Annotated in this window: 15 protein-coding genes; 6 read left to right on the forward strand and 9 right to left on the reverse strand. The window is 65.6% G+C overall.

Translation table 11 applies throughout. The features are described 5' to 3' along the window. Positions 1 to 146: 146 nt before the first annotated feature. Both BLQ58_RS09525 and BLQ58_RS09530 read right to left on the reverse strand, forming a co-directional pair. Positions 147 to 1,418, reverse strand: a complete 1,272-nt coding sequence (locus BLQ58_RS09525; RefSeq protein WP_092597010.1) for an MFS transporter — start codon at positions 1,416 to 1,418, stop codon at positions 147 to 149. Between the two features lie 374 nt (positions 1,419 to 1,792). Next, entirely contained in the window at positions 1,793 to 2,026 is a 234-nt protein-coding gene (locus tag BLQ58_RS09530; RefSeq protein ID WP_082926616.1) for a CDP-diacylglycerol pyrophosphatase, read from the reverse strand. Between the two features lie 207 nt (positions 2,027 to 2,233). On the opposite strand from BLQ58_RS09530, the gene BLQ58_RS09535 reads away from it, so the two are divergent. From BLQ58_RS09535 to BLQ58_RS09550, 4 genes are all read left to right on the forward strand, one after another. After that, complete coding sequence (locus BLQ58_RS09535; RefSeq protein WP_092597013.1) at positions 2,234 to 2,935, forward strand: DUF899 family protein; 702 nt, start codon at positions 2,234 to 2,236, stop codon at positions 2,933 to 2,935. 84 nt (positions 2,936 to 3,019) lie between these two features. Beyond that, the gene (locus BLQ58_RS09540; RefSeq protein WP_092597016.1) at positions 3,020 to 4,069 is read left to right on the forward strand and encodes a phytoene/squalene synthase family protein; all 1,050 of its coding nucleotides are present in this window, start codon (positions 3,020 to 3,022) and stop codon (positions 4,067 to 4,069) included. Between the two features lie 141 nt (positions 4,070 to 4,210). Continuing rightward, positions 4,211 to 5,740: an amino acid permease gene (locus BLQ58_RS09545; RefSeq protein ID WP_092597373.1), complete on the forward strand. Its 1,530-nt coding sequence runs from the start codon at positions 4,211 to 4,213 to the stop codon at positions 5,738 to 5,740. 76 nt (positions 5,741 to 5,816) lie between these two features. Next, positions 5,817 to 7,496: an amidohydrolase gene (locus tag BLQ58_RS09550; protein ID WP_092597019.1), complete on the forward strand. Its 1,680-nt coding sequence runs from the start codon at positions 5,817 to 5,819 to the stop codon at positions 7,494 to 7,496. 71 nt (positions 7,497 to 7,567) lie between these two features. Here BLQ58_RS09550 and BLQ58_RS09555 read toward each other — a convergent pair whose 3' ends face one another. From BLQ58_RS09555 to BLQ58_RS28750, 6 genes are all read right to left on the reverse strand, one after another. Then, positions 7,568 to 7,885 (reverse strand): hypothetical protein, encoded by a 318-nt coding sequence (locus BLQ58_RS09555; protein WP_092597022.1) that lies wholly within the window; start codon positions 7,883 to 7,885, stop codon positions 7,568 to 7,570. Between the two features lie 181 nt (positions 7,886 to 8,066). After that, positions 8,067 to 8,204, reverse strand: a complete 138-nt coding sequence (locus tag BLQ58_RS29080) for a hypothetical protein (protein ID WP_092597025.1) — start codon at positions 8,202 to 8,204, stop codon at positions 8,067 to 8,069. Between the two features lie 133 nt (positions 8,205 to 8,337). Beyond that, entirely contained in the window at positions 8,338 to 9,084 is a 747-nt protein-coding gene (locus BLQ58_RS09565) for a sulfite exporter TauE/SafE family protein (RefSeq protein ID WP_092597028.1), read from the reverse strand. Positions 9,085 to 9,153: 69 nt separating this feature from the next. After that, a complete protein-coding gene (locus BLQ58_RS09570) occupies positions 9,154 to 9,552 on the reverse strand; it encodes an FKBP-type peptidyl-prolyl cis-trans isomerase (RefSeq protein ID WP_066740848.1) in 399 nt (132 codons plus the stop codon). 145 nt (positions 9,553 to 9,697) lie between these two features. Continuing rightward, positions 9,698 to 11,893 (reverse strand): phosphocholine-specific phospholipase C, encoded by a 2,196-nt coding sequence (locus BLQ58_RS09575; protein ID WP_092597031.1) that lies wholly within the window; start codon positions 11,891 to 11,893, stop codon positions 9,698 to 9,700. A gap of 52 nt (positions 11,894 to 11,945) precedes the next feature. Beyond that, positions 11,946 to 12,149 carry a hypothetical protein gene (locus BLQ58_RS28750; protein WP_139186084.1) on the reverse strand — a complete coding sequence of 68 codons (204 nt, stop codon included), beginning with the start codon at positions 12,147 to 12,149 and terminating at the stop codon, positions 11,946 to 11,948. A 341-nt stretch (positions 12,150 to 12,490) separates the two neighbouring features. On the opposite strand from BLQ58_RS28750, the gene BLQ58_RS09580 reads away from it, so the two are divergent. Both BLQ58_RS09580 and BLQ58_RS09585 read left to right on the forward strand, forming a co-directional pair. Continuing rightward, entirely contained in the window at positions 12,491 to 13,192 is a 702-nt protein-coding gene (locus tag BLQ58_RS09580) for a dienelactone hydrolase family protein (protein WP_092597034.1), read from the forward strand. Between the two features lie 86 nt (positions 13,193 to 13,278). Next, positions 13,279 to 13,896: a PAQR family membrane homeostasis protein TrhA gene (locus BLQ58_RS09585; protein ID WP_092597037.1), complete on the forward strand. Its 618-nt coding sequence runs from the start codon at positions 13,279 to 13,281 to the stop codon at positions 13,894 to 13,896. 22 nt (positions 13,897 to 13,918) lie between these two features. Here BLQ58_RS09585 and BLQ58_RS09590 read toward each other — a convergent pair whose 3' ends face one another. Next, positions 13,919 to 15,166, reverse strand: a complete 1,248-nt coding sequence (locus BLQ58_RS09590) for a CaiB/BaiF CoA transferase family protein (RefSeq protein ID WP_092597040.1) — start codon at positions 15,164 to 15,166, stop codon at positions 13,919 to 13,921.

Raw genomic sequence — 15,166 nt, forward strand, 5'->3', positions numbered from 1 at the left:
CCTGCGTCAGCCGTACACCTGAATGTACGCACGGACAGACATTGGAAGACCTAACGGTCTGGCGAAGGCAAACTTGAGTGAAAAATCAGGGAAAACGCGAATTGCGGACGCAAATTCGCGTTGAAAGCCAACTGTAATGTTGGCGCCTATTTCTGGTGCGGAACGGGCGACGTCGGGCTGAACCAGTACGGCACCAGCGACAGCGCCACGACGGCCACGGCCGAAAAGAAAATCGCCGAGTACGTGCTGGCCACAGGCCAGTCGCGCAGATGGCCTACATTGGCGATCAACCCAAAACCCCACGATGTCAGCGCCGAACCCAGGAACACGAACGTGTTGAGCAGGCCCAGCCCACGACCGCGCTTGGCCGGCGGAATCAGCGCGCGGCCCTGCGCCATCACCAGCGGATGCAGCATGCCAATGGTTGAGAGCAGCGCCATCAGTCCTACGCCAGACGCCACGCCGGTATCGGGCCAGATCGTCAGCACGATGCCACCCACCATCGACAGGCAGGCCCAGCCGCCGATGGTCCGCTTGAGCGTGCTACGCCGCACCAGCACCGGCAGCAGGAACGCCGTGGCAAAACCCGCCAGACTCAACAGCGTCAGCGCCACGCCGCGCGTGCCAGCCTGCAGGCCAAATACATCGGCCAGGTACGGCCCGCTCCAGGCGTTGCGGAAACCCGTGCCGGCCGCCATGGCCACGCACACCGGAATCAGCGTCCATAGCGGCCACATGCCGAGAAGCTTCACGCTTTCGGCCAGCATCGCACCCATCGGTGCCTGGCGCGCCTGCGCATGGCCGCTGTCACGCACGTAGCGCCATACGCCATAGCAGGCGCCCACCATGCCCAGCGCCGAAATCGCCAGCGCGGGGCGCCAGCCGAAATGCTGCGAGAACCAGCCCAGCGGGGCCGTGGCGCACAGCGCGCCGATCATGCCCATGGCGTTCGAGCGACTGACCACACGCATGTATTCCCGTTCGGAAAGCTGCTCCGACGCATAGTGCAGCAGCCCCATGAACACCGGCGCACAGGCCAGCCCCAGGCCCGCCTGCGCCAGCATGGCCAGCGTTCCGCTGGGCGCCAGCACGAAACCCACGGCGGATGCCGCGCCAACGCCAAGCAGCCACGCGGTGGGACGCCCGACGCCATAGCGGTCGAAGGCAATGCCAACCGGAATCTGCGCCACCGCAAACGACAGGAAGAAGCACGACGACAGTGCACCGAAGCCCGCCGGCGACAGGCCGAAATCATGCTGCAGCTCCGGCGCGATGACCGCCAGGCAACTGCGATAGAACTGGCTCAGGATGAACGCGAAGGTGAGCAACGCAATGCCGCGTGCGGCGGTGCTGTTGTCAATATCGGAGGAAGTCTGGGGACGCCGGTCTGCTGCCGGTTCTGTTGCCGGGGTATTCATTGATGCGCGTCGTGGATGTGGCTCGCGGCCTGTTTTTCGCGACCATTCTACGCGGCCGGAACCGCCCCACCCGCGCGCCGGCACGGAAAACGCATAAAAGCGGTCGATCACCGCGCAGCCGCACGGCAAGGTTCCGCCTGGTGAAATCCTCGGAGTAATTGCCCGGCTGCCGGATCGATCACGACAGCCCCCGCAGCAACTGCGGCGCGCCTCACGCGGGTCACGAAGATGCCGCGTTCTTCCGGAGCGGCTCGTGCGAGAAACCGCCGACGATGCGTTCCAGCAGACCGTCGTCGGCACACGGGGGCCCCGCCACAACCAGTGCCGCACCACACAGCAGCCAATGTTTCAAGGCGGTGCGCCGACGCTGGACTTCAGCGCGCGGTGCGACCGCCGTAGTACGTGCCGTTGCGGGGATTCGAAACCATGTAGTGATGATTGCGCGCCCAGCGTTGAGCGGCAAGAAAAGCATCGGGTTCACGCTGACTCCATGCACTGACCATCAGCGGCGAAGCATCTTCCTCGGTATTGAGGTAGACCGCCGCCCGATGCAGTGGGCCCTGGCTGTGGGATCCAGGAATCGTCGTGGTTCGAATCGTCACGCGCATCAGATCAAATCTTGAAGCCCAGATGCTACAGATTATGCATAACCCGCCATGACATGGGAATGACCGCGTATGGGGCGGGGTGCGTATGTGGACATTTCTTTTCCTATGCTGGTCGAATGGCCGCGCCAGTCGGGGCTTTCCGGGCAGGCGCGGGTCTTCCCCAACGTGGCGCGCACGCCACGGATTCGAACTTCAGGAGGCAAGACGATGACGCAATCGTCCACATTGACACCGGCCAGGGCACTGGCCGAACGCAATCGCGCGCATTTCCCCAACGAAGACGCCGCGTACCGCCAGGCCCGCAATGCGCTGCTGGCCGAGGAAATAGAGCTGCGTCGGCACATCGAACGCGTGGCGGAAATGCGGCGCCAACTGCCCCCGGGCGGCGAAGTGAAGCAAACCTATCAATTTATGGGCGAAAACGGCCCGGTCACGCTGGCCGACTTATTCGGCGACAAGGACACGCTGGTGGTCTACAGCTACATGTTCGGCCCGCAGCGGGAAAAGCCCTGCCCGATGTGCACGTCGCTGATGGCATCGTGGGAAGGCAAGGTGCCTGACATTGAACAACGCGTGGCGCTGGCCATGGTGGCGCGCTCGCCGATCGAGCGGCTCAAGGCAGCCAAGGCCGCGCGCGGCTGGACGCAGCTCAAGGTCTACGCCGACACCGATGGCGCCTTCACGCGCGACTACGTGAGCGCGGACGACGCCGACATGCCCGCCTATACGGTCTTCACGAAACGCGACGGCAAGATCCGCCATTTCTATAGCGTCGAAATGAGCGGCGAGATGGCCGACCCCGGCCAGGACCCGCGCGGCGCGCCCGACCCCGATCCGCTCTGGACGCTGCTGGACACCACGCCTGAAGGGCGCGGCGGCAACTGGTATCCGAAGCTTCAGTACGACTGACCGGCAGGCGCGTCGCAGGAGCCTGGCGGAGGCAACGGCAGGCGCAATGGGTACAATGCGCCGTCCCATCGTCTGCCAACCGCCATGCCAAACCCCAACCGGGCCTTTCTGCTCGGCCCGTTGCTGAAAGGTGTTTCCCGTTCTTTCTACCTGACGCTGCGCGTGCTGCCCGCGGGCATGCGCGACCCCGTCGGGCTGGCCTATCTGCTGGCGCGCGCCGCAGACACCATCGCCGATACCTCGCTGATCCCCCCCGCGCAGCGGCTCGACCTGCTGCTGGCGCTGCGACAGCGTATCCACGGCGCCGACGATGGCGGCGCGCTGGCGCGGCGGCTGGCCGTGGAAGTGGCCGGGCAGCAGACGGTATCCGACGAGAAGGTGCTGCTGGAATCGATTGCCCCCGCGCTGGCCGTGCTGGCGCAGCTTTCACCGCCGGACCGCGCCGCCGTGCAGGGCATCGTCACCACGCTGACCGAAGGCATGGAGTTCGATCTGCAGACCTTCCCCGACGAACGCTCTGGCAAGGTCGCGGCCCTGCCGGCGCTGGCCGACCTGGATCGCTATACATACCTGGTAGCCGGCTGCGTTGGCGAGTTCTGGACCACCATGACCGAAGCGCATCTGCCCGGCACCATGAAGGATCCGTTCGACACGATGCTGACTCGCGGAGTGCGCTTCGGCAAGGCACTGCAGATGGTGAACGTGCTGCGCGACGTCGGCAAGGACCTGCGCATCGGCCGCTGCTACCTGCCCGCCGAAGTGCTCGACCGCCATGGCCTGACCGTGCCGATGCTGCTCGATCCGACGAATTCGCGGCGCGCCCGGCCCATGCTGCACGAACTGGTGCGCATTGCGCTCGACCACTTCCGCGAGGCGATGGCCTATACCTTCGCCCTGCCGCGCACGGCCATCCGGCTGCGGCTGGCCTGCCTGTGGCCAATCCTGATCGGCCTGGAAACGCTGGTGCTGCTAGTGGAAAACGATGCGTGGCTCGATCCGGCCCACGTGAGCAAGGTCAATCGCAACAATGTGTATCGCGTGCTGTGGCGCAGTACGGCGCTGGTCATGTCCGACGCGGCGTTGCGCAACTGGATGAATGGCCTCGTCGCCCGCATCGACCAAAGCTTGCGCTGAAGCCCTGGTCCGGCATTTCCCGCCTTTTCCCGGCCCCTGTTTTCTCTTATGATGCCGCCCACCATGCCGGCCCGTGGCGAGGAGACTGCTGGCCGGCGAACTCCGCCCGCGGCCTCACAAGGGCCCGGACGCATGTCTTATATGTCCATTCAATCCAATACAAAAGAAGGCGCGCACGCGCCCGGGCTGCGCCGCACCCTGCGCGCACGCCATCTCACCATGATCGCCATCGGCGGGTCGATCGGCACCGGCCTGTTCGTGGCATCGGGCGCCACGATCGCGCAGGCAGGCCCCGGCGGGGCGCTGGCGGCCTATATCCTGATCGGCGCGATGGTCTACTTCCTGATGACCAGCCTGGGCGAGCTTGCCGCCTACATGCCGGTGTCGGGGTCGTTCGCCACCTACGGCGCGAGGTACGTGGACGAAGGCTTCGGCTTCGCGCTGGGCTGGAACTACTGGTACAACTGGGCCGTGACCATTGCCGTGGAACTGGCTGCCGCGCAGCTCGTCATGCAGTACTGGTTCCCCGACACGCCGGGCGTGCTGTGGAGCGCGCTGTTCCTGGGCCTGATGTTCGCGCTCAACGCAATCTCGGTGCGCGGCTTCGGCGAGGCCGAATACTGGTGCGCGCTGATCAAGGTGGTGACCGTGATCGCCTTCATCGTGATCGGCACGCTGATGATCTTCGGCATCATGCGCGGCGATTTCGCGCATGTGAACGGCTTTGCCAACCTGACCGCCGGCGACGCCCCGTTCGTGGGCGGGCTGCCCGCGCTGATCGGCGTGGCGATGATTGCCGGCTTCTCGTTCCAGGGCACCGAGCTGATCGGCGTGGCCGCGGGCGAATCGGCTGATCCCGCCAGGAACATCCCGCGCGCCGTGCGGCAGGTGTTCTGGCGCATCCTGCTGTTCTACGTGCTGGCCATCTTCATCATCGGCGTGCTGATTCCGTACACCGACCCAAGCCTGCTCAAGACCGACGTGGAGACCGTGGGCGTCAGCCCGTTCACGCTGGTGTTCCGCCATGCCGGGCTGGCCTTCGCAGCCGGCGTGATGAACGCGGTGATCCTGACGGCCGTGCTGTCGGCCGGCAACTCGGGCATGTATGCGTCCACCCGGATGCTCTACAACCTGGCCACCGAAGGCCGCGCGCCGCGCGTGTTCGCTCGCCTGACGCGTAACGGGGTGCCGCTGATGGCGCTGCTGGCTACCACGGCTGTCGGTGCGCTGTGCTTTCTGACGTCGATGTTCGAGAGCAAGTCGGTCTACCTGTGGCTGCTGAACCTGTCGGGCATGACCGGCTTCATCGCCTGGCTGGGCATCGCCGTCAGCCACTACCGCTTCCGCAGGGGTTTCGTCGCCAAGGGGCTGGACCTGAACCGACTGCCCTACCGCTCGCCGTTTTTCCCGTACGGCCCGATCTTCGCGTTCGCGCTGTGCATGATCGTGACGCTGGGCCAGAACTACCAGGCCTTCACCGACGGCAAGATCGACTGGGTGGCCGTGACCGCCACCTACGTCGGCATTCCGATCTTCCTGCTGATCTGGCTTGGCTATCGCATCGCGCGCAAGTCGCGCTTCGTGCGCTATGCCGACATGGAATTCCCGCCGCTGCCCGAGCCCGGCACTGACGCCTCCGCGCGCGGCCTGGCCCCGGCATCCGGTGAATAAGGGCAACACCTGAGGCGCCACCCGGGCGTCATTGACACCACCATAAGAAAACCCGGCACAACAACCAGGAGTCATCTTGAAAAAGTCCATTCGCACGAGCCTGCTGGCACTGGCCGCCATGGCGGCCCTGCACGCACACGCCGCACCCACGCTGGTCGAATCCGTCCAGGGCTACACGCTGCAGAACGACAAGGTCACGCAGTTCAGCGGTCTGGTGTTCGACCAGGGCAAGGTGCTGGCCACCGGCGACGCCGCCGCGCTGCGCGCAAAGTATCCCGATGCAAAGCGTATCGACGGCCAGGGCAAGACGCTGCTGCCGGGCCTGATCGACGCCCACGGCCACGTGTTCCGCCTGGGCTTCAAGACCACCGAGATCTCGCTGTCGGGCACGAAGGACCTGAATGAGGCGCAAGGCATCATCCGTGCCTACGGCCAGAAGGACCCGCAGCGCAAGTGGCTGCTTGGCTATGGCTGGAACCAGGTGAACTGGAAGCTGGGCCGCTTCCCCACCGCCGCCGAACTCGACGCCGCCGTTTCCGACCGCCCGGCGCGCCTGGTGCGCGTGGACGGCCATGCCGCCTGGCTGAACACCAAGGCGCTGCAGGCAGCCGGCATCACGCGCGACACCAAGGATCCGGCCGGCGGCCGCATCGAGCGCGATGCCAACGGCAACCCGACCGGCGTGCTGGTCGACAAGGCCATGGCGCTGGTCAACGACATCATCCCGCCGTACACCGACGACGACCGCCGCGCCGCGCTGGCCGCCGCCATCGCCCACATGAACGCGCTGGGCCTGACCGCCGTCGGCGACGCGGGCGTGACCGTGACCGACGACCGCATCTATCGCGAGTTCGCCGACCAGGGCAAGCTGACCACGCGCATCTACGCGATGATTCGCGACACGGGCGACGACTTCAAGGCGCTGTCCGCGAAGGGCCCCGTGATCGGCTACGGCAACGACCGCTACTACCTGCGCGCCGTCAAGCTTTACGGCGACGGCGCCCTGGGCAGCCGCGGCGCCGCGCTGATGGAGCCGTACACCGATGACCACGCGCACAGCGGCCTGCTGTTCATGAGCGACGCCGCAATGCAGGCCGCCGTGAAAACCGCCATCAAGGCCGGCTACCAGGTCAACGTGCACGCCATCGGCGACAAGACCAATCGCCAGGTATTGGATGCCATGGAAGTGGCCTACAAGGAAGTGGGCGGCCGGGAACTGCGCAACCGCATCGAGCACGCGCAGGTGGTGTCGATGCCGGACATCCCGCGCTTCAAGAAGCTGGACCTGATCGCGTCGATGCAGCCCACGCACGCCACCAGCGACATGAACATGGCCGAAGACCGCATCGGCCACGACCGCATCAAGGGTGCCTATGCCTGGCAGACCTTCCTGAAGCAGGGCACGGTCATCGCTGGCGGCTCCGACTTCCCGGTGGAATCGGCCAACCCGTTCTACGGCCTGCACGCCGCCGTGACGCGTACCGACCACGAAGGCCGCCCGATCAAGGGCTGGCATCCGGAGGAAGCGATGACGCTGCCGCAGGCATTCCGCGCCTTCACGCTGGACGCCGCCTACGCCGAGCACCAGGAAAAGACGCTCGGCTCGCTCGAAGCCGGCAAGTGGGCCGACTTCATCGTGGTGGACCGCGACCTGTTCAAGGTGCCAGCCGGCGACATCTGGAAGATCCAGGTGCTGGAAACCTGGGTGGCCGGCGAACGGGTGTATGCCAGGGGAGAGCAGTCGGCGCAGCGTTGAGCCGCACCGCGCACCCCAGACAAAGGCCCCGCGATGCGGGGCCTTTGTCCTTGCTGCCGTGGGCAACCATGTCACTGCTGCGCCGTCGGCGACTTCTTGTGCGACGTCGATTTGCCCGACGACTTCTTGGTGGTCTTGCTGTCGGTCAGGGCCGACGCCGTGTTCTGGTTCGCGCCCTGCGTGTATGGGTCGAACTTGTCGCCCGAACGGGCCGTGTCCGGCACGTAGCCTTCCTTGTTGGTGACGCGCGCCGGATCGGGCACGTAGCCGTCCTTGTTGGTGGTGCGCATGTTGTAGTCGTAGCGATCGGCGGGGTTGGCCGGGCCCGCCGCCATTGCCATACCGGGAATGCAAATTGCCACCGCCAATGCCATCGTGAACGCCTTCATCGGGATCTCCCTGCGCAAGACTGTTGAGAAAGAAATATCGTGCGGCAGATTCCGCACGGACCATAGTCAAGCGTAGACGTCAGCCAACGAAAACGCCATCACCGGCGGGGTATGGCGCGCACGTCACCGTGCGAATCGGCAAAGGGCGGCCGTTCTGCACCAAAGGTGGGGCCGGACGGGGTCAGGGACGCAACAGGTCGAAGCCGGCAAGCGCCACCACGCCGCTCAGGACGTCGGTCGACATGGCGCCGTCACCGATGATCAGGATGGCGGCGGCAGCCCACGTGGCGGCGCAGAAAAGGTAGAAACGCTTGTTCATGATGCGGGGAATGCTGGAATGACCGGCTATGGTCGACGGGGTGGACGTCAGTATAAACCCTGATAACGACCATGGCGGCCCGCCCTGTCGCCACGCCCGCGCCACGACGACAACGCATCACACCGTGAAGTGCTCAGCCAAGCACCTTGGGCACGGACGCCACGAGCATCGCCACGCCCGAGCAGGTCAGCAGGGTCAGGACGATGCGCCGGAAGGCGAGGTCGCTGATGCCAATGTAGACGCGCGTGCCGATCAGCGTCGGAATCAGCATGGCCGGCGCCACGATGGCGAACATCGGCAACATGTCGCGCGTGATGATTCCCGTGCCCACGTAGATCGACATCGTCACGATCAGCGCGCCGAGGTTGAAGTTCTGGATCACCACGCGCTGCCTGTCCTTGTCGAAACCGCGCAGGGTGCACCATAGCGTGGGCGCGATGCCCGTGAATCCGCCGATGCCGCCCATGATGCCGCCAATGACCCCGACAAGGCCGTCGGCCACGCGGCCGCCATGGCGGATCGGCGGAATGCGGGCCGAGAACAGCATGATCGGGCACCAGATCACCAGGATCATGCCAAGGCACAGCTTGAACAGGTTGACGTCGAGTCGCGGCAGCAGGCTCACGCCGATGGGAATGCCGACGATGCCGCCCAGCAGGAACGGCAGCACCGTGGAAAGATGAAACTTGCGCCGCACCGTGAACGCCGCCAGCAACTGGCCGGTCAGTGCGCCAAATACGGACATCGCCGCGGCCATGCGCGGTTCCACGCCCCAGGCCCAGAACGACATCGCCACCATGCCGAAGGCAAATCCGGAAAGCCCCTGGACAAACCCGGCGACGACGGCGCCAAGCGCGACAACGATAAACACGGAATCCATGCGGATCCTCTTCTAGTTATGGAGGGTAAGACTCCCTTCTCCCGCCAGTCGGGAGAAGGGCGAAACCAATCAGCCGCCGATGCCCAGCAGCTCCACTTCAAAGTTCAGCGTGGCGTTGGGCGGGATCGTGCCCGGCACGCCGCGTGCGCCGTAGGCCGTCGAGGCCGGGCAGGTCAGCTTGACCTTGCCGCCCACCTGCATCTTCTGCACGCCTTCGGTCCAGCACGGGATCACGCGGTTCAGCGGGAACGAGATCGGCTGGCCGCGCTTGTACGAGCTGTCGAATTCCGTGCCGTCGGTCAGCGTGCCGCGATAGTGCACCTTGACGGTGTCCGACGCCTTGGGCGACGGGCCCGTGCCCTTGGTCACGGTATCGACGACCACGCCCGAAGGCAGCGTTTCGGCAGCGGCGGCCAGACCCGAAGCGGTCAGCGCAACGGCTGCGAGGAGCAGGGAGATTTTCTTCATGAGATTCTGTGTCGTGTGACGTGTGTCGTGGGTCCGGTTTTCAGGAGCGGCACCGGCCCGGCACGTGGGGCCCGGTGCCAGCCGGCAAGTGTACACGCCATGCCGGCCGGCACCTGCATCACCCGCGATGCATCGGGACGCCTGCTTACGACACCTGGCCCATCGCCGGATCGCTGACCGAGTCCTTGCCGGTCTCGATGCGGCCCGCGATACGGCGGCGCAGCGACGGCGCCCGATCGCAGCTGATCTCGAAGTCGTACCAGTTGCCGCTATCGCCAAGCGTCCAGCTCAGTTCGCCCACCTGCCCCGGCGCCACGGTCTGCCTCCACGGACCGTCGGTGCGATATGCCCGGGCCGTTGCCGCGAATGTGCACGCCTTGTCGCCACGGTTGTGCAGCTTGACCTGCAGCGTTGCCGGATCGCACAGTTCGTAGCAGACCTGGATTTCCACACCGCCGGCCGCCGCCTGCTCGGACACATCGCCAATGAATTCACGGTGATAGCCGTTCGGGCCCAGCACCCAGAGGTCGTACTTGCCGTTGTCGGCCGCCACGCTCCACACGCCGTCCAGGCTCTTGCCAGCCTCCACCACGTAGCGGCGCGGAATGGCATCGAGGTGCAGCTTGTCGTAGACGTGGAAGACCGCGCCCGCCGTGCCGCCATTGACGAAGCTCAGCGTCACCGTCCGGGCTCCCGCGTCGATGTGCGACGTGGTGTGCAGTTCGTAGGGCAGCGCACGCGATGGCCGCGTGCCGGTGGCCTGCGGCGGCAGCACGGCGGTGGTGGGCACCGGAATGGCGGCCGATGCCTTCTGCGTCAGGGCCAGGTTGTCGACCGTCACCTTGGTGCTGCGACCGGCCAGCGTCGGCAGCGGATCGGTGTTCGGGTTGACGAAGTTGAAGGCCGACGTCAGGTCGCCACACACCGCACGGCGGTAGGCGCCGACCTGTGGTTCCTTCACGCCAAAGCGCTTTTCCAGGAAGAGCAGCGTCGATGTGTGATCGAATACCTGCGAGTTGACCCAGCCGCCACGGCTCCACGGCGACACGATCCACATCGGCACGCGCGGGCCCGGGCCGTAGGGCTTGCCGTCGATGGCCGACTGGTTGGCCGTGGCCGGCGTGTAGTTGTGATACTCGAAGGCCATGTCGGCCGCGCTGAGCGTGCTGCCGCCGGCCAGCGACGCATCGGCGTTGCGCGACGGGGCCGACGGCGGCGGCAGGTGGTCGAAAAAGCCGTCGTTCTCGTCGTAGTTGATCAGCAGCACGGTCTTGCTGAAGACCTCGGGATTGGCCGTCAGTGCGTCCAGCACCTGCTGCACATACCAGCCGCCCTGCGCCGGGCTCGACGGCCCCGGGTGCTCGCTGTACAGCGACGGCGGGATGATCCAGGAAACTTCCGGCAGCGTGCCGTTCTGGACGTCATCACGGAACGACTGCAGCAGCCCGTCGGGCATGGTATTGCCGAAGCCTTTGGCCAGCGGACTCAGCGCATCGTCGATGGCCGGATCGTAGGCCGGCGAGACCCCTGGCAGCGCTACCGGACGGCGTGCCGCCGGCATCGATTCCATGGCCGCGCGCCAATGCTGGAAGCTCATCATCTCGTTGCAGCCGTAGTTGTCGGCCAGGCTCTGATAGACCTTCCAGCTCACGCCGGCATCCACCAGGCGGTCGGCATAGGTCTTCCACGTCCAGCCCTGCGTCGACGGCCCGACGTCGTTGCCGCCGTTGAACTCGTTGACCATGGCCGCCACGTTCGCGCCGCTCGGACCGTTCGTGCCGGTCCAGTAGAACAGGCGGTTCGGGATCGTGCCCGTGTGCATCGAGCAGTGATACGCGTCGCACAGCGTGAAGGCATCGGCCAGCGCGCGCTGGAACGGCACCTCGGGGGTGTCGAAATACGACATCGACAGCCGGTTCTTGGCCACGGGCCAACGGTTCATGCGGCCGTGGTCCCAGGCATTCTGCGCGTCGGGCCAGGTATGCGGCGTGCTGCCCGCGCGTTGCGCGTTGCCCAGCGAGCCATCCAGCCGGTACGGCGTGATCGTGGCATTGGTGGCATCGGTCTGGAAGAACGCGTTCTGGCCGTTCGCCAGCGGAATCGCAAAGCGGTCGCCGTAGCCGCGCACGCCCTTGAAGGTGCCGAAGTAGCTGTCGAACGAGCGGTTTTCGAGCATCAGCAGCACGACGTGCTTCACGTCCTGGATCGTGCCGGTGACGTTGTTCGCCTCGATGGCCAGCGCGCGGCGGATGCTGGGCGGGAACGATGCCAGCGTGGCGGCGGCGGCAGCGGTGCCGAGCGTGTTGCGCAGGAATTTGCGCTTGGAAGGGTTGAATGTCATGCCGGGTCGGTGTCTGTGGTGTGGGTAGGCGCGGGATTCTGCTCAGGGCGGATCAGGGGGCCGGCGCGCAGTGCGCCGTGGTGCAGGCTGTCGGCGTGGTACCGCCATTGCCGCCGTTGCCGCCACCCGTGGCAGGGGGCGTCGAATTGTTGTTGTCGTCGCCGCCGCAGGCGCCGAGCATCAGCGCCAGGCACAGGACACCGGCTCCGAGCATCGGCCTGCGCATGCGCAAATGAACAGTTTTCGTGGTTGTCATGGTTCGAGGTCAGAGAATTTCAGGTGACGGTTCGGGCGTCAAATATCCGGATGCCCGCGCACGATCCCGGCCGCCCTTGTCTCTCAATGTCTTGATGTACAAGGCCTACCCCTCCAAAGGAGGGTGTCTGCGGGCGAGAATTGAAGTCTGGACGCTTGTTATGTCAACGATGTGACCGAAGCGATACCAGTCGCGCGTTTGAGCGAAGACACATTGCGAATGAACATGGGCGCCGCCGCGTCGGCAGGGTTCAGCGGTTGCGGCCATGCTGTGACGTGTGTCGCCTAAGCTTGTTGAGTTGGCCCCTTCAACCCTCTTTCCCACATGCCAGGAGCGCCCCCATGGCCCAGTCGCAGCGAATCACCATCACCGTGCCGGACGGCAGTTTTGCCGCCTACCTCGCCACCCCCGATGCCGGCAACGCGAATGGCGCGGCCATCGTCGTGCTTCAGGAAATCTTCGGAATCAATGCCGACCTGCGCGAAACCTGCGACAACTTCGCGCGCGACGGCTTCGTGGCGATCTGCCCGGACCTGTTCTGGCGGCAGGAGCCCAACGTGGAACTGACCGACAAGACCGAGGCGGAATGGAAAAAGGCGTTTGCGCTCTACAACGGCTTCGATGTCGACAAGGGCATGGCCGACGTGGGCGCCACCATCCAGGCGGCGCGCCAGCAGCCGGGCGTCAACGCCGTGGGCACCGTGGGCTATTGCCTGGGCGGACTGCTGGCCTTCCTGAGCGCCACCCGCACCGATACCGACGCCAGCGTGTCGTACTACGGCGTCGGCATGGACAAGTACCTGGGCGAGGCGTCGAAAATCGCAAAACCGCTGCTGATGCATATTGCCGAGGCGGACGAATTCGTTCCGCCCGAATCGCGCGCGAAGATCGTAGAAACCTTAAAAGACAACCGCCACGTCGAGATTCACACCTATCCGGGCTGCCAGCACGCGTTTGCGCGCAACCAGGGCGTGCATTACGTGGATGCCGCCGCCAAGGCCGCCAATGCCCGCACGCTGAAGCATTTCCTGTCGATGAAATAACCCTGCTTCTGCAGGCATTGACCCGTGTTCCGCCGCGATCCATGCCACAATGCCCGCTGGCCAACTACGCAGACGGAGCTTTCGGGATGTATCGCGGGGAACGGTTCAACGGCTACAGTCACCTCGCTGGCGCGGTGCTTTCCGCCGCCGGCATGGCGGTGCTGGTCACCTCGTCGGCGCTCTATCACGACGCCTGGAAGGTGGTCAGCTCCGTGGTCTACGGCACCACGCTGGTGCTGCTCTACACGATTTCCACCGTCTATCACAGCGTGCGCGGGCCGGCCAAGGACATCTTCCGCCGGCTCGACTATTGCGCGATCTACCTGCTGATCGCCGGCAGCTATACGCCGTTTGCGCTGGTCACCTTGCGCGGGCCCTGGGGTTGGACGCTGTTCGGCATCAACTGGGGCCTGGCCGCCATTGGCATCATCCAGGAACTGTGGATCGGCCATCGCACCCGCGTGATATCGCTGTCGATCTACGTCATCATGGGCTGGCTGGTGCTGATCGCCTTCCAGCCGCTTGCAGCCGCATTGCCGACGGCAGGCCTGTACTGGCTGGTGGCCGGCGGGGCGATCTACACCGCCGGTATCGGGTTCTTCCTGTTCGACGAGCGTGTGCGCCACTTCCACGGCATCTGGCACCTGTTCGTACTGGGCGGCAGCATCTGCCAGTTCATCAGCATCCTGCTCTACGTCGACTGACGCGCTGACGCTCGACCCTTCGCTACACTTCGGACACGGCCGCCACCGGCGCGGCCGCTTCCGACACCACCCCCGCCTGCAGCAGCGCGGCAATTTCCGCCTCGCCATAGCCAAATTCCGCCAGCAGCGCACGGGTATGCTCGCCCAGCCTGGGCGATGGCCGGTGATACTGCGCGGGCGTTTCCGATAGCTGGATCGGCAGCCCCAGCGTACGGATCGGTCCCGCCTCGGCATGCTGCTGCCGCACCACCATGCCGCGCGCCAGCGTCTGGGGATGGTTCAGCGCCTCGCCGATCGAATGCACGGGACCGGCCGGCACGCCGGCTGCATCGAAGGCATCGAGCCAGTGGGCCGACGGTTGCGTCATCAGGATGTCGGCCATCTCCGGCAGCAGCGCCTCACGATGCCGCATACGGTCCGCGTTGAGCCGGAAGCGCGGATCGTCGATCCACTCGGGATGCCCCAGCACCTGCGCAATGCGCGCCCAGTTCTTCTCGTTGGCACCGCCGACGATGATGTGGCCGTCCTGCGTCGGAAACGCCTGGTACGGCGTGGCCAGCACGTGTGCCGATCCGCTCGGCCCCGGCGACTCGCCGGTGGCGAAATGGATGGCCGCATGCCAGTAGAGCTGCTGCAGCCCGGCCTCGATCAGCGAGGTCTCCACCACCTGTCCCCGCCCGGTCTTCTGGCGGTGCTGCCAGGCGGCCAGGATGCCGAACGCGGCCAGCAGCCCGGCGTTGATATCGGCGATGGAATTGCCCGTGCGCAGCGGCGGACCGCCCTCTTCGCCCGTGATGCTCATCAGCCCGGTAAAACCCTGGGCGATCAGGTCGAAGCCCCCCTTGTCGGCATAGGGGCCGCTGCGCCCGTAGCCCGAAATCGCGCAATAGATCAGGCCGGGGTTCTCCTTGGACAGCGTGTCGTAGCCCAGGCCCAGCTTTTCGAGCGTGCCCTTGCGGAAGTTCTCGATCACTACGTCGGCGTTGCGCACCATGCGCAGGAACACCTCGCGGCCCTCGGGCTTCTTGAGGTCCAGCGCAATGCCGCGCTTGTTGCGGTTCAGCATCAGGAACGGCGCCGACACGCCATTGATGGCCGGCTCCTTGTAACCCCGCGCGTCGTCGCCGCCGTCGATCTTCTCGATCTTGATCACGTCGGCGCCCAGGTCGGCCAGCATCATGCCGCAGGTGGGGCCGGCCATGATCTGGGCGAGTTCCAGCACACGCAGGCCGGCCAGCGCGCCGGGCTGCATGGAAGTGAAATCGGACAT

The organism is Ralstonia sp. 25mfcol4.1, from assembly GCF_900104095.1.
Classification (GTDB): domain Bacteria; phylum Pseudomonadota; class Gammaproteobacteria; order Burkholderiales; family Burkholderiaceae; genus Cupriavidus.